We start from the raw sequence: 20,517 nt of genomic DNA on the forward strand, positions 1-20,517 counted from the left end.
GTGATCCGACGGCGCCGCCGCTTCGTAAACAGCGTGCTAACAGCCAACGGGAGGTTTGATGATGTCGATGCTTCGGAAACTGAACGGCATGGAAGCTGCTGTGATCGGCGGCGCGCTCCTGATGACGCTCGCTCCGCTGGTGCCGTACGCGATGCTCGGCTGATCTTCGGCGACAGCAACGTGACCGATCGAACGCGAGCCCAGCCATGGTCGCGGGGCCTGCCGGCGATGCCGGCGGGCCCTCGACTCTGAGGTGGGTCTTTTTGTGTGGTTCGGCTGCTACGCCGAACGTTATTCGATCGTCAGCTCGCCTTGCCGGACAGCGTCTGCACCAGCGCGATGAACTGACTCGCCAGCGGATTGTTGGCGCCGGTCGTTAGCGCGTAGACATCGGCTGAAATCGGCGGTCCGGCGATCGGCCGATACACCACGTCCTGATGCGCCAGCTTGCTGACGAATTCCGGGATGATGGCGATGCCGAGACCCGCAGCGACCAGGCTCGTCAGCGATGCCGACTCGATCGCCTGATGAGTGACGCGCGGCGCATAGCCTGCCTCGAAGCAGCACTGCCACAGATACTTGGCAAATAGCGAATCCTCCAGCCGCAGAAACACGAAGCTCTCGTCCCGGAGATCCGCCAGCGTCACCTTCCTGGCCGATAGCGCGTGGCCTTTCGGCAGCACCAGCCGGACCGATTCCCGCCACGCCAGTTCGCTGGTGATCTCGGCATCCTGCGGCGGACAGCGCAGGAAGCTCACATCGGTCTGGCCGGATTTCAGTGCTGCGACCTGCCGGTCGGGCGACATCTCGTGGATGCGGAGATCGACGTTCGGGTAGTTGAGCGCAAACTGCTGGATCGCTCGCCCGAGCGGGCCGGTGAGCACTGATCCGGTCAGCCCGACATTGAGAATGCCGGCGGTGCCGGCGCCGATCGAGCGGGCGCGCTGCACGGCGGTTTCGGCCCGCTCCAGAATCGCGAGCGCCTGCTTCAGAAAATCCTCGCCGGCCCGGGTCAGCGCGACGCGGCGTGTGGTCCGTTCGAACAGCGGGGTGCCGATCTCGGCCTCCAAATCCCTGATCTGCTGGCTGAGTGGCGGCTGCGCCACGCCGAGGCTGTCGGCAGCCGCGGTGAAATTCAGGTGCCGCGCCACGGCGGCGAAATAGCGGAGATGGCGGATTTCCATCCCTCAATCATATGTCAAACGTATCAATCGAGACACATGAAATATTTGACGTCTAGAAACTCAGCAGTGATTGTTTCGCAGGCTCCAAATCCCGGGAACATTCCGATGACGCGGTTTTTCAGGTCGCTGTTTGGGCAGGTGGTCGCCGCCCTCGTGCTTGGTGTGGCCCTCGGTGCGTTGTGGCCTGAGGTCGGGGTCGCGCTGAAGCCGCTCGGCGACCTGTTCATCAAACTGATCAAGTTCGCGATCGCCCCGCTGGTGTTCGGCGTGGTGGTCAACGGCATCGTCGGCGCCGGCGACCTGAAAAAGGTCGGGCGGGTCGGGCTGAAATCGCTGATCTACTTCGAAGCCGTGACGACCGTCGCGCTCGCGCTCGGTATCGTGCTGGCCTACGTGTTCCAGCCGGGCGCCGGCATGAACGTCAACACCGCGACGCTCGATGGCTCGGCACTCGCCGGCTACAGCAGTCACGTCAAGGAAGTCACCGGCTTCACCGACTTCATCATGCGGCTGGTGCCCACCACCTTCATCGACGCGTTTGCCAAGGGCGACGTGCTGCAGGTGCTGATCATCGCGATCCTGTTCGGCGCCGGGCTGTCGCTGCTCGGCGAGCGGGGCAAGCCCTTGGCCGACAGCATCGAGCGCATCACGGAGGTGCTGTTCAAGATCATCGGCATCATCGTCAAGCTGGCGCCGCTCGGCGTGCTCGGCGCGGTGTCGTTCACGGTCGCCAAATACGGAATCGGCTCGCTCAAGCAGCTCGGCCTGTTGGTCGGCCTGTTCTATGCCGGCGTCGCGCTGTTCGTGTTCGTGATCCTCGGCAGCATCATGCGGCTGGCGGGCTTCAGCCTGTTCAAGCTGCTGGCTTACTTGCGCGAAGAACTGACGGTGGTGGCCGGCACCGCCTCATCCGACAGCGTGCTGCCGCAGGTGATGCGCAAGCTGGAGCGGCTCGGCATCAAGGACTCCACGGTCGGTCTGGTGATTCCGACCGGCTACTCGTTCAACCTCGATGCGTTCTCGCTGTATCTGACGCTGGCGACGGTGTTCATCGCCCAGGCCACCAATACGCCGCTGTCGTTCGGCCATCTATTGGTGATCCTCGGCATCGCGCTGCTGACCTCCAAGGGCGCCCACGGCGTTCCCGGCTCGGCGATCGTGGTGCTGGCCGCGACGCTGTCGGCGGTGCCGGATATTCCGCTGATCGGGCTCGTGCTGGTGCTGTCGGTCGACTGGTTCGTCGGCATTGCCCGGGCACTCGGCAATCTGGTCGGCAACTGCGTAGCGACCGTGGTGATCGCCGCATGGGAGGGCGATATCGACCGCGCCCAGGCAAAACGCGTGCTGAACGGCGAGGTCACCACCGACACCGCCGCAATCCTCGACGCGCCGATCGCCGAAGCCTCTGCCTGACCGCCCAGCCTGATACCAAGAAACGCAGGGAGACCGCGATGAACGCCCCGATCTACAACCCGGCTTGCGGCGGGCTGCCGCCGCAGAGCACGCTGCACACCGGCCGCGCGGTGTTCACCGAGGCCTATGCGGTGATCCCGCACGGCGTGATGAGCGATATCGTCACCAGCCTGCTGCCCGGCTGGACCAATACCCGCGTCTGGATTCTGGCGCGGCCGCTGTCCGGTTTCGCCGAGACCTTCGCGCAATATCTGGTGGAGGTCGCGCCCGGCGGCGGCAGCGACCATCCGGAGCCGGATCCGCAGGGCGAAGGCGTCGTCTTCGTGGTCGGCGGCGCGCCGAGCCTCGAGCTCGGCGGCAAGTGCCACGCGCTGCGCCCCGGCAGCTACGCCTATCTGCCGCCCGGCTGCGGCTGGCGGTTGCATAACGCTGGCTCCGAGCCGGCGCGCTTCCACTGGATTCGCAAGGCCTACGAACCTGTCCATGGTCTTGCTGCGCCGGATGCCTTCGTCACCCATGAGCCCGAGATCGAGCCCGCCGGCATGACCGGCACCGGCGGCACCTGGGCGACGACGCGGTTCGTTTCCCCGGAGGATCTGCGCCACGACATGCACGTCAACATCGTCACGTTGCAGGCCGGCGCCTCGATTCCGTTCGAGGAAACCCATGTGATGGAGCACGGGCTGTTCGTGCTCGAAGGCAAGGCGGTGTATCGGCTCAACCGCGACTGGGTCGAAGTCGAGGCCGGCGACTTCATGTGGCTGCGCGCGTTCTGCCCGCAGGCCTGCTACGCCGGCGGTCCCGGCCGCTTCCGCTATCTGCTGTACAAGGACGTCAACCGTCACCCGGCGCTCGGCCGCCGCGGGCTCGGACGATGACTGCGACCGCGCGAAAAATCGTGGCGCAGCCGCTGACGGCGGCGGCGTTCGCGCCGTTCGGGCAGGTGATCGATACGGCGCAGGCCTCTTCGCGTCCGATGAATGCCGGCATGGCAAGGCGCTTCCACGACCTCGCCGAGATCGAGGTGATCGGCGACGGCGCGCGCGTGGTGGTCGGCTTGGTCGAGGCGCAGCCTTACGCGATGCCGCTCTGGCTCAACCTGGTCGAGCGCCATCCGCTCGGCGCCCAGGCGTTCGTGCCGCTGAACACCGCGCCGTTTCTGGTGGTGGTCTGCCCGGATGAAGCCGGCAAGCCCGGCGCGCCGCAGGCCTTCGTCACCGCCCCGCATCAGGGCATCTGCTACGCCCGCAACATCTGGCACAGCGTGCTGACGCCGTTCGGCGCCGCGCAGGATTTCGTGGTGATCGACCGCAGCGGGCCGGGCGTGAATCTGGAAGAGCACGTGTTCGACGAACCGTGGATCGTGCACCTGCCGACCTGCCATTGACGCTGCGGCTCTGCAACGAGCCGCGCCGGACGTCACGTCGCTGGCGGCTAGCGTATGTCTGGCTTCGACAGAATCAGGACTGCGCTTCTGAGCGGTCGTTAGCTTGCAGAACCGCATGGTTCGAGACGGCGCTTCGATCTGACGCGGAACTGCTCTACGGCCGCTCAAACGTGATGCTGTAGCCGAACGCGTTGCCGGTGCAGCGCAGCTCCCGAAATCCCGCAGCCGAAACCCGCTCGCGCACGCGGCGGCGGGAGACGTAGTGCGGATCGAACACGCTCTCGGCGACCAGTAGTCGGCCGCCGGGGCGCAGCATGCGATGCACCGACGGAAAGATTTCGGGGCCGCGCGGAAATTCGCCGAGTGCCATCACCATCACGGCGGCATCGAGCGAGCCCGCCGCGACGGCTGCTTGCCGCACGTCGGCGCGGAGCGGGCGGATGTTGGTCAGCGCTTCGGCCTCAGCCTTGGCGGCCACCTTCGCCAGCATGCCGTCCTGAATGTCGAGCGCGGTCACTTGGCCGCCTGGTCCGACAGCGCGCGCCAGCGGAAGCGTCACCCGTCCGGGGCCGCAGCCGATGTCGATCGCATGGTCGCCCGACCGCAGCTGTAATTGAGCCACGACCTGTTCGGAGCGCGTGGCGCGCGCCAGCGGGTTCTCCATCTCCACCAGCCAGGCGATCTCCGACGGGCAAGGCAGCACCGTCCGCCTGGACGCCATCCGCCAGCCCACCCAGAGGGCCAGCAGCACCAGCAGAACAAGAAAACCCGACATCACCGATCCGTTCGCACGCGCATTCGAACGCAGCAGTGCAGCCTGCGGGAGGCGGTGTAAAGCGGGCAGGGCAGGTGTGATGACGGGGGGCGACGAGATGACGTCCGGCCGAGGGCTACGGATCCAGCTCGGTGTCCCAGTACAAGTAATCGAGCCAGCTCTCGTGCAGATAGTTCGGCGGGAACAGTCGGCCGTTGCGATGGAGCTGATGCACCGTCGGGGCGAATGCGGTCTGGCGCGGAAACATCTTGGCCTGTTCGGGCGTCAGATTGCCCTTGCGCAAGTTGCACGGCGAGCAGGCGGCGACGACGTTTTCCCAGGTGGTCTGGCCGCCCTTGGAGCGCGGGATGATGTGATCGAAGGTGAGATCTTCGGGGGCGCCGCAATACTGGCAGACGAACCGATCGCGCAGGAACACGTTGAACCGGGTGAAGGCCGGATGCGTGGTCGGTTTGACGAAGGATTTCAGAGAGACGACGCTGGGAAGCCGAAACTCGTGGTTCGGACTATGCACCGCGCGGTCGTAATGGGCGACAATATTGACGCGATCAAGGAACACCGCTTTGACCGCGTCCTGCCACGACCAAAGCGACAACGGATAGTAGCTGAGCGGCCGGAAGTCCGCGTTGAGCACCAGCACCGGCCAACCGCCATGTGAGACATGCGCGTTCAAGAAACGCTCCTGACCCCCGTCGATCGACGCTGCGAAGCAGCATGCGAAGGCATACTACAGTCAGCGTGACGGGCTTGTGAAGGGCGATGCAGAAATGTCTCTCCCGCAGGGCGGGATTTCAGCCCAAGCTGGAGCGCATAAGCAGCAGACGTATTCCAGAAACCCGTCGCTTTAGAGGTGTTTGTTCCATTTTTACCCGCCGCGTTGACGGGGCCGCGGCGGCCTAGCAGATTGCCCAGTGACAGTTCCCGTAAATCCGCCAACCTAAGTGAGGAGGCGTCATGTCCAGCGCAGCAACCGCATCGATCAAAGCCGTCGCAGAAGCACCCGCCCACCGTCCCGGCCGCGGCCGGGTGTACGAGTCGATCGCCGATGCTTACGGCGATACGCCGCTGGTACGTCTGAACCGGCTGCCGCAGCAGCACGGCGTCAACGCGACCATCTATGCCAAGCTCGAGTACTTCAATCCGGCGAGCAGCGTGAAGGATCGTATCGGTGCGGCGATGATCGCGGCGCTGGAGCAGGAAGGTATCATCAAGCCCGACACCGTGCTGATCGAGCCGACCTCCGGTAACACCGGTATTGCGTTGGCGTTTGTGGCGGCCGCCAAGGGCTACCGGCTGAAGTTGGTGATGCCGGAATCGATGTCGATCGAGCGCCGCAAGATGCTGGCGTTCCTCGGCGCCGAACTGGTGCTGACCGAAGCCGCCAAGGGCATGAAGGGGGCGGTCGCCAAGGCCGAAGAACTGGTGGCGGCGACCCCGAACGCGGTGATGCCGCAGCAGTTCAAGAACCTCGCCAACCCGGCGGTGCATCGCCGCACCACCGCGGAAGAGATCTGGAACGACACCGACGGCGCGGTCGATATCTTCGTGGCCGGCGTCGGCACCGGCGGCACCGTCTCGGGCGTCGGCCAGGTGCTGAAGCCGCGCAAGGCGTCGCTGAAGGTGGTGGCGGTCGAGCCGGAAGAAAGCCCGGTGCTGTCGGGCGGCGCGCCCGGCCCGCACAAGATCCAGGGCATCGGCGCCGGCTTCGTGCCGGACATCCTCGATCGCTCGGTGATCGACGAGGTGGTCAAGATCCCAAGCGCCACCGCGATCGAAACCTCGCGCGCGCTGGCGCGCCACGAGGGTATCCCGGGCGGCATTTCGTCGGGCGCGGCGATCGCCGCCGCGATTGAGCTCGGCAAGCGGCCGGAAAACGCCGGCAAGACCATCGTGGCGATCGTTCCGTCGTTCTCGGAACGCTATTTGTCGACGGTGCTGTTCGAAGGCGTGTGATCGAAAGAGTGTAGATGCTGATGCCGGATGGCGGGTGTGCCCGCGATCCGGCGCAGCGCTGACTTAAGTCACCACCAGATCGGCGCCGGTGAGCCGGCGGTAGGCGTCGAGATAGCGCTTCGAGGTCGCCTCGACGATCTCGGCGGGCAGCTTCGGTGGCGGCGCTTCGCCGTTCCAGCGGCCGGCGCGGCGTTCGGCATCGAGATAATCGCGCAGCGGCTGCTTATCGAACGACGGCTGCGACCGGCCCGGCGCGTAGGTATCGGCCGCCCAGAACCGCGAACTATCCGGCGTCATCACCTCGTCGATCAGGATGATGCGGCCGTCCTTGTCACGGCCGAACTCGAACTTGGTATCGGCGATGATGATGCCCTGCTCGCGGGCGACCTGTTCGCCCTGGGTGTAGATCGCGCGCGTCATGCTCTCGAGCGTGTAGGCGGCCTCGTCGCCGATGATCTCGCGCATCCGCGCGATGGTGATGTTCTCGTCGTGACCGGTCTCGGCCTTGGTGGCCGGCGAGAAGATCGGCGGCTCCAGCCGCTCGCTCTCCTTCAGCCCTTCGGCCAGTTTCTCGCCCGCCAGCGTGCCGGAGGCGGCGTACTCCTTCCAGGCCGAGCCGGTGATGTAGCCGCGGATCACGCATTCGATCGGGAACACGGTGGTGCGCCGGCACAGCATGGTGCGGCCGGCCAGCGCCGCGCGATGGCCCTGCAGCGCCGGGACCGCGGCGATGATCTCGTCGATATCGGCGCTGATCATGTGATGCGGCACCACGCCGCCGAGCTGGCCGAACCAGAACGCGCTCACCTGGGTCAAGACCGCGCCCTTCATCGGAATGGTCTCGCCCATCACGACGTCGAAGGCGCTGATCCGGTCGGTGGTGACGAGCAGCAGCCGGTCGTCGTCGACGGCATAGATGTCGCGCACCTTGCCGCGGCCGATCTTGGTCAGCGGCAGGTCGCTCGAGAGCATCGTGGTCATGGGCGGTGTTCCAGGCAGAGACGGCCACCGGAGCAACCGGCGGCGGGGATCGTTTCGGGCCCGCAGTCTATCATTCCGGCAGCGGAATGAACTCGCTCTCGTTCGGGACTGCGGCGAAACGGCCGGTTTTCCAGTCCTGTTTGGCTTGTTCGATGCGCTCTTTGCTGGACGAGACGAAATTCCACCAGATGTGGCGCGGCCCCTCCAGCGCATCGCCGCCGAGGAACATCATCCGCGTGTCCGTCTTTGCCCGGACAGTGATGCGGTCGCCAGGGCAGAAAATCAGCAGTGTCGGGCCGACGTGGCGCTCGCCGGCGATCTCGACCTCGCCGTCGACCACATAGATCGCCCGCTCCTCGTGGTCGGGGTCGAGCGGCACCGCGGTGCCGGCCTTGGCGTTGACCTCGACATAGAACCACGGCGACACCATCGTCACCGGCGAGGCCTTGCCGAACGCCGAGCCGGCGATCACCCGGGCGGTGAAGCCGGTGTCCTGCACCATCGGCAGCGTCGCTGCGGCGAAATGCTGGAAGCTCGGTGCGATCTCTTCGGCAGCCTGCGGCAGCGCGATCCAGCTCTGCAGGCCGAGCATCGACTGGCCGTCGCGCCGTTCCACGTCGGGCGTCCGCTCGGAATGCGCGATGCCGCGGCCGGCGGTCATCAGGTTCATCGCGCCGGGCGCGATCTCCTGGATGTTGCCCTCGCTGTCGCGGTGCATGATCTTGCCGTCGAACAGATAGGTGACGGTGGCGAGCCCGATATGCGGATGCGGCCGGACGTCCATGCCCTTGCCGGCGATGAACTGCACCGGCCCGAAATGATCGAAGAAGATGAACGGGCCGACCATCTGGCGCTTGCCGTGCGGCAGCGCGCGGCGCACCGCGAAGCCGTCGCCGAGATCTCGGGTGCGCGGCACGATGATCAATTCCAGCGCATCGCAGGTGGTCGGATCGCCGAGCACCGGATCGTTGGTGGGCATCCAGCTCATCGGATCACTCCCAAGTTGTCTTCGTCATTGCGAGCGAAGCGAAGCAATCCAGGAACCGAGTGGATCGAGGTGGATTGCTTCGGCGCGTCGCTCCTCGCAATGACGATGTGAGGCCCGTGTAAGATGCGGCAGGCATGCCGTCGTTTATCATGCCGTCGGCGCGGGCTGCGGGGCGCTGGCGGTCTTCGCGTTGCCCTTGCGCGGCTCGCTGGTCACCGGCTTGGTCGGCACCAGCTTGCGCACCGCGGACGCTGCGGCGATCTGGCCGCGTTCGAACAGCGCCTCGTGGTTGGCCTCGATGTCGCCGAGCGCATATAGGTAGTTGACCATCAGCCCGTGCGACTGCCGCATCCCGTTCGGCGACCGATCGCCGAGGAAGTTCAGCCGGTCGAGCCGCGCGCCGTTGCCGAGGTGGAAGCGCGCCACCGGATCGAGCGGCCGGCCGTTCGGCCCCTTGGCCTGCAGGAAGTAAGCGGCGGCGAGCTGCAGCACGATCGGCTTCAGCCGGTCGGCGGTGTCGGCATCGTCGAACCAGTTTGGCGTATCCAGCGCTTCGAGCGCGGTGCGCGCGGAAGCATCGAGCAGCGTGGAGTCCGGATTGTCGCGCTCGCGCTTCAGCCACTTCGCAAAGCCCGGCACCGGCGACAGCGTCACGAACGTCTGCACGTTCGGCAGCTCGCGCTTGATCTCCTCGACTACCTGCTTGATCAGGAAGTTGCCGAACGAAATACCGGCAAGGCCCTGCTGGGTGTTGGAGATCGAATAGAACACCGCGGTGGTGGCGTCGCTGGCGGCGATCGGCTCCCTCTCGAGATCGAGCAGCGGCGCGATCGCGGCCGGGCTGTCCTTGGTCAGCGCGACCTCGACGAAGATCAGCGGCTCGTCGACCAGCCGCGGATGGAAGAAGCCGTAGCAGCGCCGGTCCGGCGGGGCCAGCCGCGCGCGCAGATCGTCCCAGTCGTGGATGGTGTGGACCTGCTCGTAGCGGATGATCTTTTCCAAGATGTTGGCCGGTGTCGTCCAGTCGATCCGCTGCAGCACCAGAAACCCCCGATTGAACCACGACGTGAACAGATGCACGAAGTCGTCGTCGACGTGACGCAGCTGCGGATGCGCGGCGATGCGGGCCAGCACCGCCTCGCGCATCTTCACCAGCGCGGCGGTGCCGCCCGGCGCGTGATTGAGACGGCGGATCAGTTCCTGCCGGCGCGGCTCGGCGGCGCGGAGCAATTCGCCGGTCGCTTCGGCGGAGGCGTCGGCGCGAAACGCTTCGATCGCGGCGTTGAGTTCGGCGAGGTCGGGCCCGAACTGTTCGGCGAGCGCGTCGAGAAACGCCAGCTTGTCCTCGTCGTCAGCAGCCTCGTAGCCGGCGAGCAGTGACGCAGCGAGCGCGACGCCGGATGCTTCACCGCGCCGCGACAGCAGCGTCTCGCCAAGCGCGATCAGTTCGTCACCGGACATCGGCTGTGAGCTGGTCAGCCCGAACAGGCTGCGGCCGCGCTCGGTGAGGCTGTTGAACAGGCCGCCGAGAAACTCCGAAGCGCGGTCTGCGGTGGTGGCTATCGGCATCAGCTTCATCCCCAGGCTTGCGACATCGTCGCTTCACGTACGAAGCGCGGTACGTCACAACCATAGACGTTCCGGACAACGCCTTCCAGACGCATGAGCAGGACGATGGTTTCGCCACGGCTTCGTGACTGGGCCGGAGGGGATGTCGCTGGGTGCGCCGAGGATCGCCGCCGGCTAATTCGCCAGCACTTCGGCGGTGACGTCCTCGACATTGTGCAGCAGGCACATCAGCTTGCCGTCGGCGTCGCGCACCGGGGTGTTGATCGACTGCCAATAGCGCTCGACGAACACGCCCTCGGCGTTGCGGACATCGTAGCGCTGCACGGCGAGCGCGTGCGGCTGGCCGGTCTCGACCACGGTGCGCAGTGAGTTGTAGACGTTGCTTACGCCGTCGGCGGTCTCGACCGCCGGATTGTCGGGGAAGATCTCGAACAGGGGCTGGCCGACGATGCCATCGCGCGACGTGAAGGTGGCGCGCGCATAGGCGTCGTTGATGTCGATGATCTTCAGGCCCGGCCCGGCATCGATCAGCATGTAGGGATGCTCGGACGCATCGAAGCTGGCGCGGATTTGCGCCAGCACCGAATCGAGATCGCCGCCACGGTTGCGATACGCCAGCGGAGATAGGTCGGCGCCGGAGATCTGAGAATGCAGCAGCGCCAGTTCGCGCTTGGCCGACGACAGCAGGCCGAGCAGCGTCCGGCGCAGCTTCTCATCCTCGGCCGTCTCGAGCAGCTTTTGGAAGTGCGCGATATTCTGTTCACAGACGAAGCGTTGCATCGACCGCTCTCCGTCGTCCGGGAGTGTCGGCTCTTCTGCTACGCCAGATTGCGAGTATGTCAATACCGCTAACGGTTCCCTAGCGACCCAGGGCGGTCGCTTCGCTCACCTTGGCGAACCGCTCCAGCGTCAGCACCGCATCGGCAAAACTCTGCGCGCGACCGTCCAGCACCGGACGCGCGAGTTGCAGGAATTTCTGTGTCATCGCCTGGTCGCTCGGGAACGAGTTCGGCTCGCCGGACGGATCGGCGTAGATCCGTTCATGCACGCCGTCCTCGGTGGTGATCGACACGCGGGCGCCGAACGGATGGGTTTTGCCTTCGAGCCGTTCGTCGCGCACCACGTCGAACTTGTCCGCGAGCGCATCGATCGCCGGATCGCCAAGCCGCGTGTAGTCGTCCCAGCCGAAGCTGCCCTGCTCCAGCGCCAATGCGCCAGTGAAGAACATCGAGAACTGACCGCCGACGATCGAGCGCGGATGCCGCTTGGTCGGCGCATCGCCGGTGAGCGTGATGCCGTTCTTGTGCAGCCCGACTTCGACGCGGGTGATTTGCGCTGGCGTCAGATTGTGCTCGCGTCGCATCGCGATCAGCGCGTCGATCGCCGCGTGAGTGTAGCGGCAGCTCGGATACGGCTTCACGCCGATCTTCATGGTCTCGTAAACTCTGCCGAGATCGGCGACCGCTTTGTCATGATGCGGCGTGTCGGTGTAGCCGACCAGCAGGCCGTGGATGCCTTCGACCGACTCGGTCGAGCCGATGAAGCCGTTCTTCGCCAGCGTCGCGGCGATCACGCCGTTCATCGCCGCGGCGCCGACCTGATAGCGCTTATTCCACGCACCGTTGACCAGGAATTGCAGCGAGCCTGCGGCCTGGCTGCCGGAGACGCCGAACGCCGCGACGATCTGATCCTGCGACAGGCCGAACAGCTTGGCGGCGGCCGCCGCGGCGCCGTAGGTGCCGGCGGTTGCGGTGGGATGGAAGCCGCGCGCGTAGTGCGAGGTCGGATCGAGCGCGTTGCCGAGCCGGCAGCACACTTCGTAGCCGGCGACGATCGCGGTCAGCACATCGCGGCCCGAGGCGCCGACCAGTTCGCCGACCGCGAACGCAGCCGGCACCACCGGGGCCGAGGGATGCAGCGACGAGTCGGCGTGGGTGTCGTCGAAATCTAGCGAATGACCGAGCGCGCCGTTCAGCAGCGCCGCCACCGCCGGGGTCCAGCGCTTGTCGTCGCCGAACACCGTGGAGTCGCCGGCTCCGTCGAGCGACAGCGCCTGCAGCATCTGCAGGATCGACGGTGTCGATTCGGCTTCGCGCCGGGCGCGGATCGCGCTGCCGAGGAAGTCCAGCGTCAGCAGCTTGGCGCGCGCCAGAACGTCCTGCGGAATGTCGGTGAATTGCAGCGCGGCGACGTAGCCTGCGAGCGTGGCGGTTTCGTTGGCCATCTGGGCTCCCTCTTTTGCGCGGCACGTTAGGCGGGCCGCGGACGCGGTTCAAGCCGCGCCGGCGCAGGGCCCATCCGCAGTGCTGCGGATTTGCGCGGTGCGCAGGGCCGTGCTCTCTGGCGGATGATTCCGCGCCAGACGGTGCAACCGGAACGATTGCTGCCGCCGATGACATCCTCCAGGACACGCCTGCTTTCGCAATGGAAACCGCGCCAGCCACAATGGGGGCTGGCCCTGCGTATCACCCTCGCGGCGCTGCTTGCGCTTGGGGTCGCGCAGAGTCTGCATTTGCATCTGCCGCTGTGGGCGGTGCTCACCGCCATCATCGTGACGCAGACCAGCGTCGGACGGTCGCTGAAAACGGCGGGTGATTATCTCGTCGGCACCATCGGTGGCGCGATCTACGGCGGCGCCATCACCATCTTCGTGCCGCATCACAGCGAGCTCGGGCTGCTGGGCGCCCTGGCGCTTGCGGTCGCGCCGTTGGCGCTGATCGTGGCGATCAAGCCCAACCTCAACGTCGCGACCGTCACGGCGATCATCGTGCTGCTGGTGCCGACCATCACCAAGGTCGAGCCACTGGCCTCGGCGATCGACCGCGTGCTCGAAGTCGGGGTCGGGGCGATCGTGGGGCTCGCGGTGTCGTTCGTGGTGCTGCCGTCGCGGGCGCAGGGGCTGGCGCTCGCCGCCGCGGCGCGCTCATTAGAGCTGATGGCCGATGCGCTCGGCGCGCTGCTGGCCGGCCTGACCAAGGGCCTCGACAACGACGCGCTGCATCGGCTGCAGGACGGCATCGGCGCGTCGCTGGTGACGCTGGCCGAAATCGGCGCCGAGGCGCAGCGCGAGCGCAACGCCGGGCTGTCGCGCGGGCCGGATGTCGCGCCGCTGGTCCGCACCCTGCTGCGGCTGCGCCACGATCTGGTGATGGTCGGTCGCTCGGCCACCGCGCCGCTGCCGCCGTCTCTGCAGGAGCGCCTCGGTGGCGCGATCGACAATCTGCGCCTTGCTGCGACCTCGCATCTGGCCGCCTGCGCCGAGGCGCTGCGCCAGCGCCATGCGCCGCCGCCGCTGGGCCCCATGGAACAGGCGCTGGCCGCCTATGCGGCCGAGGTGGCAGCGGTGCGGCGCGACGGGCTGATCCGGGCGTTGCCGGGCGATCAGGCCGAGCGGTTCTTCGCGCTTGGTTTCGCCATGGAGCAGCTCCACCAGAACTTCCGCGACCTGGAAATGCGGGTCACCGAATGGGGCCAGCCCAGCAAGCCGACCGCGCGGGTGGCGTAGCTCAGATCTTGTAGACCATCACGAACACGGCCGCGACCAGCGGCACCGTGGCGATGATGCCCCAGACCAGCCAGGTCTTGGCGTCGCGCCAGTACTGCGCCGGGATTTCGCCGCCCTGGGCGAAGCTGCGCGCAAGGCGCGCCTGCCGGATCTGCAGCGGGATCAGGATGCCGAGCCACATCACGCCCGAGACCACGAACAGGATCTGCCCGGCCACCAGCCAGAACGAGGAGAACAGCGGCATATCCTTCACCAGCGCGGCGCCGTAGCCGCCGATGATGATCAGGGCGATGCCGGCCAGGGTGAAGATGAAATCCGAGACCGTCACGCCGCGCTGCGCATGCGCCACGATCTTCGGATCGCGGGTCATGTCGGAGAACGCCTTCCAGAAGGCTGTGATGGTGACGTTGCCGACCAGCACGACCACGCCGACGACGTGGAGAAACTTGAACACATCATACATCGGGTCTGTTCCGCGCCTGTGCCGTCGTGACCAGCACCCCGCCGCGCCACTGCTCGAATTTTCGTTTTGTGCTCATGGTTTTGGGATGATTTGTCAAATCGACCTTCGTCGCCCGGAAAGCTGCAGCGCTTTGGAATAACGCGCGCATCGCTGAGCGCATGCGTTTTCGCTCCCACATGGGCCGGACTGCTTCAACACGCCGCGCGTAGCTTCAATCCACCCCGCTTATCGCATCGGTTCCGGGCGTACGGCAGGAACGTTCAAACCGCTTTGCGGTTGGACCGGCGTGACAGCGACAGGAGCTCACCCATGAAACAGGCATTGCTTGCTGCGCTCTGCTGCGCAGCAATCGGCACGTTCGCCGGCACCGCTTCGGCCCAGACCACCGGACCGGCGCCGCAGGATTCGACCAAGATGAACAGCGGCATGTCCGGCGGCGGCTCGCCCGGGATGTCCGATAACGGCATGTCCAAAGGCTCGACCCAGGGCATGGCGACCAGCAAATCGAAAAAGCACTCCTCGAAGAAGAACGACGTGCAGCCCAGCAGCATGTCGAAGGGGGCCGCCAAGTAGCTCGCGTTTTCGGGATTCCTCCCCGACTATGGCCCGCAGCAGCAAGCTGCGGGTCTTTTTGTGACCGCGGATCATCGGCTGGCGCAGACCGGCTGGTCGCCCGCGCGGGCCTACCATATTGCACCGCAGCAATTATATCCGTGCCAGGGCAGGGGCCCAGACCAGGAGCGACCGTGTCACTGAAAGACCATATCGATTTCCTCGGCCAGCTCCGAAAAATGCACAGTCTCAATGGCTTGGCTTGGGGCGAGGCGGCTCACGACAGCCGGCTCGCCGAGACCACCGCGTTTGGCGCCAATCCCGGCGACTTGCGGATGTTCTCGTTCGTCCCTGAGGGGATCACCCAGAAGCTGCCCCTGGTCGTTGTCCTGCACGGCTGCACCCAGAATGCCGCCGGCTATGAGATCGGCGCCGGCTGGTGCACGCTGGCGCAGCGTTACGGCTTCGCGCTGCTGCTGCCGGAGCAGACCCGCGCCAACAATCCCAACACCTGCTTCAACTGGTTCGCGCCCGACGACATCCGCCGCGACAGCGGCGAGGTCGGCTCGATCCGGCAGATGGTCGATCACATGGCGCGCAGCCATCACATCGACCGTGCGCGGATCTTCGTCACCGGTCTGTCGGCGGGCGGCGCGATGGCGGCGGCGATGCTCGCGACTTATCCGGACGTCTTCGCCGGCGGCGCGGTGATCGCGGGCCTGCCTTACGGCGTCGCGCTCAATGTGCGGCAGGCGCTGAAGGAAATGCGTCACGCTTCGGCGCGCACGGGGCATCAACTCGGCGATCTGGTGCGCGGCGCCACTGCGCACAAAGGGCCATGGCCGAAGCTGGCGGTGTGGCACGGCGATGCCGACCGGACGGTCGATCCGGCCAATGCCGACGCGCTGGTCCGGCAATGGCTCGACCTGCACGGGCTGCCTGAGGCGCCGATGTCTCAGAACAAGATCGACGGCTATCCGCACCGCGTGTGGTGGAATTCGAGCGGCGAGCCCGTGGTGGAGTCCTACACCATCACCGGCATGGCGCATGGTACGCCGCTCGGTGCCGGCGCCGGGGATGAACGCTATGGCGTTGCCGGGGCCTATCTGCTCGATGTCGGGATTTCATCGTCCTACCACATCGCGCAGTTCTTCGGCCTGACCGGCCGGGTCTATCAGACGCGATCGCCGGAAAAGACGGCGGTGGCACGAGCCGCCACAGATGGACATCGCTCCGGTGCGACCGATACTCCTCACCGCAAGTCGCAGCAGCGATCCAACAAGGCCGGCGCGTCGGATGAGGCGCCTGATAGCAAGCGCGGGCTCGATGTCGGCGCTGTGATTACCCGCGCCCTCACCGCCGCAGGATTGATGAAGTAAGCGCTGGGTTCCGTGATCGAGTGCCCCAATTATGCGCAGGCAACGGTGCAGCGGGGTACGGAACGGATCGCCGAAGCGAGACTTGTCAGACCACCTTTCACCGAACGGGAGTCTGACCATGATCAATCGTTTTGCCGGAACCGCTATCGTCGTCCTTGCCCTTGCGGCACCTGCTGTCGCCAACGCCCAGGGCGTTCCGGGCGGCATCGAGCGTGGTGCGCGCGATGGTGAGCGCGCCGCAGGTCCGGTCGGCGCGGTGGTTGGCGGAACGATCGGTGGCGTCGTCGGCGGCGTAGCCGGCATCCTGGGCGTCGACGATCGTCCGCAGTTCCGTCACTACGTGGTCGAGCAGCGTCATCCGTCGTTCCGCTATCGTGACGAAGTTCGCGTCGGCGTTGTGCTGCCCTCGGACGGCGTGACGTATTACGAGGTGCCGGATCGCTTCGGCCGCGCCAGCGAATATCGCTACACCGTGGTGAACGATCGCACCGTGCTGGTCGATCCGCGGACCCACAAGGTCGTCGAGATCATCGAGTAATCGAACGACCGGATGAACGAGGGCGGGCCGTGTCGAGGGGACGCGGCCCGTTCTCTTATGTTCAGGGCCGCGCGCGCTGCAGCGTCTCGGATGGCTTTTCACCGAACATATCGCGATAGTCGCGGGCGAAGTGGCCGAGGTTGGAGAAGCCGCAGGACAGCGCGGCTGCGGTCACGGTGGTCGGCGTCGTTCCGTCCGACAGCAAATTATGGGCGTGCTGCAGCCGCACCCGCTTGGCGAACGCCATCGGTGAATAACCGCGGCTGCGCTGGAACGCCTTGAAGATGCCGCGCGAGCTGATGCCGGTGAGGGCGGTCAGCTTTTCGATGGTGATCGGCCGCATCCAGTTGGCTTCGATATATTCCTCGACCTGTCGGACGTGCTTCGGCGCGATCCCGTGCGACTCGCGCTCGAGCTGCCGGCTGTAATTGTGCCGGAAGGCGCTGAGGAATAGCAGCGTGATGGCCTCCTGCAGCTCGCCCAGCACGACCGGCGGCAGCGGGCTGCAATTCAGCTGATTGGCCAGGAAGCACAGCATCCGGCGCAAGTTGACCACCTGCGGCGCTTCATTGTTGGCCGCCGGCTCGAATTCGATCGAAGCCTTTGGCTTACAGCCGAGCAGGGTAGTCAGCTTCCGCTCCAGCGCCGTGGTGCTGACGCGCAGCAGGCTGAAGCTGTAGGACGGGCCATACTCGGTACGGGCATTGCGGCCCGGCGAGATGATGCCGGCCTGCCGCGCGTTGATCGCCGTGCTGGTGCCGCCGCTCCGGGTGATGAATTGCCCCGACAGAGCGATCTGCAGCCGCGCACATTCCCCCTCGGGGAATTCGACCACGATCGATCCGGTGCCGACACCGAAGGCGAGTGCGATGTCATCAAGCTGGACGAAATTGCTGCGCGCGTGGAAATCGGCGCAGATCGGGCCTTCCACCAACTTGGCGCCATAAACGGAGCTCAAGGCTTGGCGCAGTTCTTCCGGATCGGCGGTGTCAAACGCGGGGTACCGGGAGAGAGGTTCGTTGAGAAGCTCGACGGTCATCTCCGATTACGTCTCCAGTCCGCACGCAACATTCCGGCCGATCCTGGTAACAGAACGAGGGAACCGTAGGTCCTCGTAAGATTCCCAGGTATTTGCGGAAAATTGGACGTAGCAGCCGGCAATAGGTTCAAACGACTGACCAGGGCACCGTTCGACGGCCCCCGCGCAAAGCATTTCGGCCAGCGCGAACGAGTCGCGCCGGCCGGGTCAGCTCAGAAAAACGGAAGAACCGGAGGTGTCGGTCAGGCTTCGCCGGTCAGGAATGGGTTGGTCAGGCGCTCCTGACCGAAGCTGGAGCCGGGCCCATGACCGCAGATGAAGCCGACGTCGTCGCCGAGCGGCAGCAGCTTCTGAGTGATCGATTGGATCAGGGTGGCATGGCTGCCGCCGGGCAGGTCGGTGCGGCCGACCGAGCCGGCAAACAGCACGTCGCCAACGAACGCAAACCGCATCGCATCGTTGAAGAACACGACGCTGCCCGGCGAATGGCCCGGGCAATGCAGGATCTGGAAGCTCAGCTCGCCGATGCTGACGCTGTCGCCGTCCGCGAGCCAGCGGTCCGGGGTGACGTCGCGGACGCCGTCGATGCCGAAGCTGCGGCCGGAGTTGACGACGTTGTCGAGCAGGAACTGGTCGTCGCGATGCGGGCCGATCACCTCGACCTTCAAGGCATCGCGCAGATCTGCGGCGCCGCCGACATGGTCGATGTGGCCATGGGTGAGCCAGATTGCGCCGACCTCGACGTTGGTCTTTTCGATCGCAGCCAGGATCTCCGGCACGTCGCCGCCGGGATCGACAACCACGGCTTTGCGGGTCGCTTCGCACCACAACAGCGTGCAGTTCTGCTGGAACGGCGTCACGGGAATGATTGCGGCGCCGGCTTTGGCCTTGGTCTGGGTCTCGGTCATGGCCGGACAATGCCGCGTCGAAGAGGGTGAGTCAAAGCTCGGCTCACCCTCCGGTATCGCCGCTCGCGCCCTAACCGCCGGCAGCGCTCGCTATCGCTTGAGCTGCGCCTTCAAGGTCGCCTCGACCTCGCGGTCGAACGACGAAGCCTGCTTCGGCTGCTTGTCGCGCTGCGCCAGCAAATAGGCATCGCGCTGCTTCACCAGGGCTGCGAGTTTGTCGTTGAGCGCCTTGCGGGCCGTCATCTGGGCGTCGAGCTTGGCGGCCCGTTGCTCGGCCGGCAGCGCGCGCAGCTCCGGCGGCAGATCCGCGTCCTTGACCTGATCGAGCTTCTGCCGCCCGGCCAGCACGTCGCTGACCAGATCGCCGCCGCCGGTCACGGCCTCGGACGAACTGCGGGCGCGTTTGTTGATGTAGCTGGCCATGTCGGACGCCGAGGCCGGTGCCGCGGCCGCGACCTTGGCGAGCTGTCCGGTCTTCTCTTCGGTCCGCCGCTGCATCGGCGCGGGGCCGTAGGGGATCACGGTGCCGTTGATCTGCTTCTGCAGGATGATGATCTCGTCGTCATAGGGCGTTTGGATCACCACGATCTGGCCGCCGTCCTGCGGGATGGCGATGTAGCGGCCGCGGCCGCCGTCGGCGATCTCGTGCCACACCCGTGCGGTGTCCTGCGCGGTGCCGGCCTGCACCGCGTTGACGATGATGTCTTTCTGCCGGGCGACTGCCAGAGTCTCGGGGTACTTGGTGTCCTGCGCGTAGTCCATGTGCGGCGGAGCATCGCCAACCAGGAACACGATGCGGCGGGTGTCGCCGCCCTGCCGCCAATGCAGCTTGTTGATCGCCGTATCGAGCGCCTCGTTGACGCTCTCGGGCCAGTCGCCGCCGCCGCGCGCCTGCAGTTGCAGGAGCTGGCCGTAAAGGTCCTGGATGTCGGTGGTAAGGTCGACGCTGCGGACCACGTAGTCGTCACCGATGTCCCGATAGGCGACCAGCCCCATCCGAATGTCGGCGTCGGGATTGTCGTCGAGGATCGTGGTCGCGATCGACCATATCTTGCGCTTGGCGCCTTCGATCAGGCCGCTCATCGATCCGGTGGTGTCGAGTACGAATGCGACTTCGACCGAGGGCCGCGCTTGCGCCGCCGTCGCGAAGGAGAGTGGAAGCGCCAGCGCGGCGGCAGCCAGCGCGGTCTTGAGAGTGATGCGTTTCATCGTGATGGTCTCCGGCGCCCCCGCCAAGCCCGCAACTCAATGCTTCGCCGTGCGGCACCTTCGAAAAGGTGTCGCCGCAACGGTCCTGCGGCCGAGACCGGAACTGACGTGACCGGTTGGGCACCTGCTCCGACTTCGGCTAGACTTGGACGCGATGGAATCGAATGCCGTTCAAATGATTCTGCCGCGCGATTTGCGGCAGTCGGAGACCGCGCTCAGCATTGCGCGCGGCACGCAGCGGCTGCTGCGTTCGCTCGGCTTCGCCTGCGTCAGCGAACTGCCGCTGCCGTCCGGGCGGCGCGCCGATCTGGTGGCGCTGAACGAGCGCGGCGAGATCTGGATCGTGGAGATCAAATCGTCGGTCGAGGATCTGCGGGCCGATCACAAATGGCCCGACTACCGGGCGCATTGCGACCGGCTGTTCTTCGCCTTCACTCAGGATCTGCCGTGCGAGATTTTTCCGGCCGACACCGGGCTGATCGTGGCCGACGGCTACGGCGCTCATCTGCATTGCGAAGCGCCGGAGCACAAGCTGCCGGCGGCGACCCGCAAGGTGATGATGCTGCGCTTCGCGCTGGCCGCCGCCCAACGTCTCGGACGCCTCAGCGATCCGCAGGGATTTGCCGAAGGAGCGTAACTTTGAGTGCCGTCATTCCGGGGCGCCGCGCAGCGGC

At 66.0% G+C, this 20,517-nt stretch carries 21 protein-coding genes; 8 read left to right on the plus strand and 13 right to left on the minus strand.

Translation table 11 applies throughout. The features are described from left to right. Positions 1 to 302: 302 nt before the first annotated feature. Positions 303 to 1,184 (minus strand): LysR family transcriptional regulator, encoded by an 882-nt coding sequence (locus RPPS3_RS02870; protein ID WP_107342757.1) that lies wholly within the window; start codon positions 1,182 to 1,184, stop codon positions 303 to 305. 105 nt (positions 1,185 to 1,289) lie between these two features. Here RPPS3_RS02870 and RPPS3_RS02875 point away from each other — a divergent pair, with 105 nt between their 5' ends. Genes RPPS3_RS02875 through RPPS3_RS02885 form a run of 3 tightly spaced genes read left to right on the plus strand, consistent with a single transcriptional unit; the run spans position 1,290 to position 3,984 of the window. Next, positions 1,290 to 2,597: a dicarboxylate/amino acid:cation symporter gene (locus tag RPPS3_RS02875; protein WP_107342758.1), complete on the plus strand. Its 1,308-nt coding sequence runs from the start codon at positions 1,290 to 1,292 to the stop codon at positions 2,595 to 2,597. A 38-nt stretch (positions 2,598 to 2,635) separates the two neighbouring features. Then, positions 2,636 to 3,475 carry a bifunctional allantoicase/(S)-ureidoglycine aminohydrolase gene (locus RPPS3_RS02880; RefSeq protein WP_107342759.1) on the plus strand — a complete coding sequence of 280 codons (840 nt, stop codon included), beginning with the start codon at positions 2,636 to 2,638 and terminating at the stop codon, positions 3,473 to 3,475. Beyond that, the gene (locus RPPS3_RS02885) at positions 3,472 to 3,984 is read left to right on the plus strand and encodes an ureidoglycolate lyase (RefSeq protein WP_107342760.1); all 513 of its coding nucleotides are present in this window, start codon (positions 3,472 to 3,474) and stop codon (positions 3,982 to 3,984) included. The genes RPPS3_RS02880 and RPPS3_RS02885 overlap by 4 nt, the downstream gene beginning before the upstream one ends. A gap of 154 nt (positions 3,985 to 4,138) precedes the next feature. On the opposite strand, the gene RPPS3_RS02890 is transcribed toward RPPS3_RS02885, so the two are convergent. Continuing rightward, positions 4,139 to 4,759, minus strand: a complete 621-nt coding sequence (locus RPPS3_RS02890; RefSeq protein ID WP_107342761.1) for a class I SAM-dependent methyltransferase — start codon at positions 4,757 to 4,759, stop codon at positions 4,139 to 4,141. A 115-nt stretch (positions 4,760 to 4,874) separates the two neighbouring features. Next, the gene (locus RPPS3_RS02895; protein WP_107342762.1) at positions 4,875 to 5,432 is read right to left on the minus strand and encodes an HNH endonuclease; all 558 of its coding nucleotides are present in this window, start codon (positions 5,430 to 5,432) and stop codon (positions 4,875 to 4,877) included. 281 nt (positions 5,433 to 5,713) lie between these two features. On the opposite strand from RPPS3_RS02895, the gene cysK reads away from it, so the two are divergent. Continuing rightward, entirely contained in the window at positions 5,714 to 6,712 is a 999-nt protein-coding gene (gene cysK / locus RPPS3_RS02900) for a cysteine synthase A (RefSeq protein WP_107342763.1), read from the plus strand. Positions 6,713 to 6,775: 63 nt separating this feature from the next. Here the strand turns inward: cysK and RPPS3_RS02905 are convergent, their stop codons facing one another. The 5 genes from RPPS3_RS02905 to RPPS3_RS02925 form a co-directional block, all read right to left on the minus strand. Continuing rightward, entirely contained in the window at positions 6,776 to 7,693 is a 918-nt protein-coding gene (locus RPPS3_RS02905; RefSeq protein ID WP_107342764.1) for a phosphoribosylaminoimidazolesuccinocarboxamide synthase, read from the minus strand. 70 nt (positions 7,694 to 7,763) lie between these two features. Then, positions 7,764 to 8,681 carry a pirin family protein gene (locus RPPS3_RS02910; protein WP_107342765.1) on the minus strand — a complete coding sequence of 306 codons (918 nt, stop codon included), beginning with the start codon at positions 8,679 to 8,681 and terminating at the stop codon, positions 7,764 to 7,766. 147 nt (positions 8,682 to 8,828) lie between these two features. Further along, positions 8,829 to 10,250 (minus strand): malonyl-CoA decarboxylase, encoded by a 1,422-nt coding sequence (locus tag RPPS3_RS02915; RefSeq protein ID WP_107346400.1) that lies wholly within the window; start codon positions 10,248 to 10,250, stop codon positions 8,829 to 8,831. A gap of 174 nt (positions 10,251 to 10,424) precedes the next feature. Beyond that, positions 10,425 to 11,030: a PAS domain-containing protein gene (locus RPPS3_RS02920; RefSeq protein WP_107342766.1), complete on the minus strand. Its 606-nt coding sequence runs from the start codon at positions 11,028 to 11,030 to the stop codon at positions 10,425 to 10,427. A 79-nt stretch (positions 11,031 to 11,109) separates the two neighbouring features. Continuing rightward, entirely contained in the window at positions 11,110 to 12,474 is a 1,365-nt protein-coding gene (locus tag RPPS3_RS02925; protein ID WP_107342767.1) for an MmgE/PrpD family protein, read from the minus strand. A 168-nt stretch (positions 12,475 to 12,642) separates the two neighbouring features. Between RPPS3_RS02925 and RPPS3_RS02930 the strand changes: the two genes are divergently transcribed. Then, complete coding sequence (locus tag RPPS3_RS02930; RefSeq protein WP_107346401.1) at positions 12,643 to 13,755, plus strand: FUSC family protein; 1,113 nt, start codon at positions 12,643 to 12,645, stop codon at positions 13,753 to 13,755. 1 nt (position 13,756) lies between these two features. On the opposite strand, the gene RPPS3_RS02935 is transcribed toward RPPS3_RS02930, so the two are convergent. Together RPPS3_RS02935 and RPPS3_RS02940 are read right to left on the minus strand one after the other, a co-directional pair. After that, positions 13,757 to 14,218, minus strand: coding sequence for a DUF2269 family protein (locus RPPS3_RS02935; protein WP_107342768.1), 462 nt, complete (start codon positions 14,216 to 14,218; stop codon positions 13,757 to 13,759). A gap of 260 nt (positions 14,219 to 14,478) precedes the next feature. Further along, on the minus strand, positions 14,479 to 14,787 hold the full coding sequence (locus RPPS3_RS02940) for a hypothetical protein (RefSeq protein ID WP_159060639.1): 309 nt from the start codon (positions 14,785 to 14,787) through the stop codon (positions 14,479 to 14,481). A 177-nt stretch (positions 14,788 to 14,964) separates the two neighbouring features. On the opposite strand from RPPS3_RS02940, the gene RPPS3_RS02945 reads away from it, so the two are divergent. Then, positions 14,965 to 16,149: an extracellular catalytic domain type 1 short-chain-length polyhydroxyalkanoate depolymerase gene (locus RPPS3_RS02945; RefSeq protein WP_107342770.1), complete on the plus strand. Its 1,185-nt coding sequence runs from the start codon at positions 14,965 to 14,967 to the stop codon at positions 16,147 to 16,149. 118 nt (positions 16,150 to 16,267) lie between these two features. After that, entirely contained in the window at positions 16,268 to 16,687 is a 420-nt protein-coding gene (locus tag RPPS3_RS02950; RefSeq protein ID WP_107342771.1) for a DUF1236 domain-containing protein, read from the plus strand. A gap of 61 nt (positions 16,688 to 16,748) precedes the next feature. On the opposite strand, the gene RPPS3_RS02955 is transcribed toward RPPS3_RS02950, so the two are convergent. The 3 genes from RPPS3_RS02955 to RPPS3_RS02965 all read right to left on the minus strand — a co-directional run bounded on the left by RPPS3_RS02955 (position 16,749) and on the right by RPPS3_RS02965 (position 19,843). Continuing rightward, a complete protein-coding gene (locus RPPS3_RS02955) occupies positions 16,749 to 17,645 on the minus strand; it encodes an AraC family transcriptional regulator (RefSeq protein WP_234820078.1) in 897 nt (298 codons plus the stop codon). A 323-nt stretch (positions 17,646 to 17,968) separates the two neighbouring features. Continuing rightward, entirely contained in the window at positions 17,969 to 18,634 is a 666-nt protein-coding gene (locus tag RPPS3_RS02960) for an MBL fold metallo-hydrolase (RefSeq protein ID WP_107342773.1), read from the minus strand. A gap of 90 nt (positions 18,635 to 18,724) precedes the next feature. Further along, positions 18,725 to 19,843: a vWA domain-containing protein gene (locus tag RPPS3_RS02965; protein WP_107346402.1), complete on the minus strand. Its 1,119-nt coding sequence runs from the start codon at positions 19,841 to 19,843 to the stop codon at positions 18,725 to 18,727. A 154-nt stretch (positions 19,844 to 19,997) separates the two neighbouring features. Between RPPS3_RS02965 and RPPS3_RS02970 the strand changes: the two genes are divergently transcribed. Beyond that, positions 19,998 to 20,480, plus strand: a complete 483-nt coding sequence (locus RPPS3_RS02970) for an MmcB family DNA repair protein (RefSeq protein WP_107342774.1) — start codon at positions 19,998 to 20,000, stop codon at positions 20,478 to 20,480. The last annotated feature ends 37 nt before the right edge of the window (positions 20,481 to 20,517 follow it).

It is taken from the genome of Rhodopseudomonas palustris (genome assembly GCF_003031265.1).
Taxonomy (GTDB): domain Bacteria; phylum Pseudomonadota; class Alphaproteobacteria; order Rhizobiales; family Xanthobacteraceae; genus Rhodopseudomonas; species Rhodopseudomonas palustris_H.

Bases quoted from the DNA above. Each gene is read 5' to 3' on its own strand.
- RPPS3_RS02930 (WP_107346401.1), top strand. From the start codon at position 12,643: ATGACATCCTCCAGGACACGCCTGCTTTCGCAATGGAAACCGCGCCAG.
- RPPS3_RS02965 (WP_107346402.1), bottom strand. From the start codon at position 19,843: ATGAAACGCATCACTCTCAAGACCGCGCTGGCTGCCGCCGCGCTGGCG.
- RPPS3_RS02950 (WP_107342771.1), top strand. From the start codon at position 16,268: ATGATCAATCGTTTTGCCGGAACCGCTATCGTCGTCCTTGCCCTTGCG.
- RPPS3_RS02890 (WP_107342761.1), bottom strand. From the start codon at position 4,759: ATGTCGGGTTTTCTTGTTCTGCTGGTGCTGCTGGCCCTCTGGGTGGGC.
- cysK (WP_107342763.1), top strand. From the start codon at position 5,714: ATGTCCAGCGCAGCAACCGCATCGATCAAAGCCGTCGCAGAAGCACCC.
- RPPS3_RS02920 (WP_107342766.1), bottom strand. From the start codon at position 11,030: ATGCAACGCTTCGTCTGTGAACAGAATATCGCGCACTTCCAAAAGCTG.
- RPPS3_RS02875 (WP_107342758.1), top strand. From the start codon at position 1,290: ATGACGCGGTTTTTCAGGTCGCTGTTTGGGCAGGTGGTCGCCGCCCTC.
- RPPS3_RS02870 (WP_107342757.1), bottom strand. From the start codon at position 1,184: ATGGAAATCCGCCATCTCCGCTATTTCGCCGCCGTGGCGCGGCACCTG.
- RPPS3_RS02885 (WP_107342760.1), top strand. From the start codon at position 3,472: ATGACTGCGACCGCGCGAAAAATCGTGGCGCAGCCGCTGACGGCGGCG.
- RPPS3_RS02905 (WP_107342764.1), bottom strand. From the start codon at position 7,693: ATGACCACGATGCTCTCGAGCGACCTGCCGCTGACCAAGATCGGCCGC.
- RPPS3_RS02925 (WP_107342767.1), bottom strand. From the start codon at position 12,474: ATGGCCAACGAAACCGCCACGCTCGCAGGCTACGTCGCCGCGCTGCAA.
- RPPS3_RS02915 (WP_107346400.1), bottom strand. From the start codon at position 10,250: ATGCCGATAGCCACCACCGCAGACCGCGCTTCGGAGTTTCTCGGCGGC.
- RPPS3_RS02960 (WP_107342773.1), bottom strand. From the start codon at position 18,634: ATGACCGAGACCCAGACCAAGGCCAAAGCCGGCGCCGCAATCATTCCC.
- RPPS3_RS02970 (WP_107342774.1), top strand. From the start codon at position 19,998: ATGGAATCGAATGCCGTTCAAATGATTCTGCCGCGCGATTTGCGGCAG.
- RPPS3_RS02880 (WP_107342759.1), top strand. From the start codon at position 2,636: ATGAACGCCCCGATCTACAACCCGGCTTGCGGCGGGCTGCCGCCGCAG.
- RPPS3_RS02910 (WP_107342765.1), bottom strand. From the start codon at position 8,681: ATGAGCTGGATGCCCACCAACGATCCGGTGCTCGGCGATCCGACCACC.
- RPPS3_RS02935 (WP_107342768.1), bottom strand. From the start codon at position 14,218: ATGTATGATGTGTTCAAGTTTCTCCACGTCGTCGGCGTGGTCGTGCTG.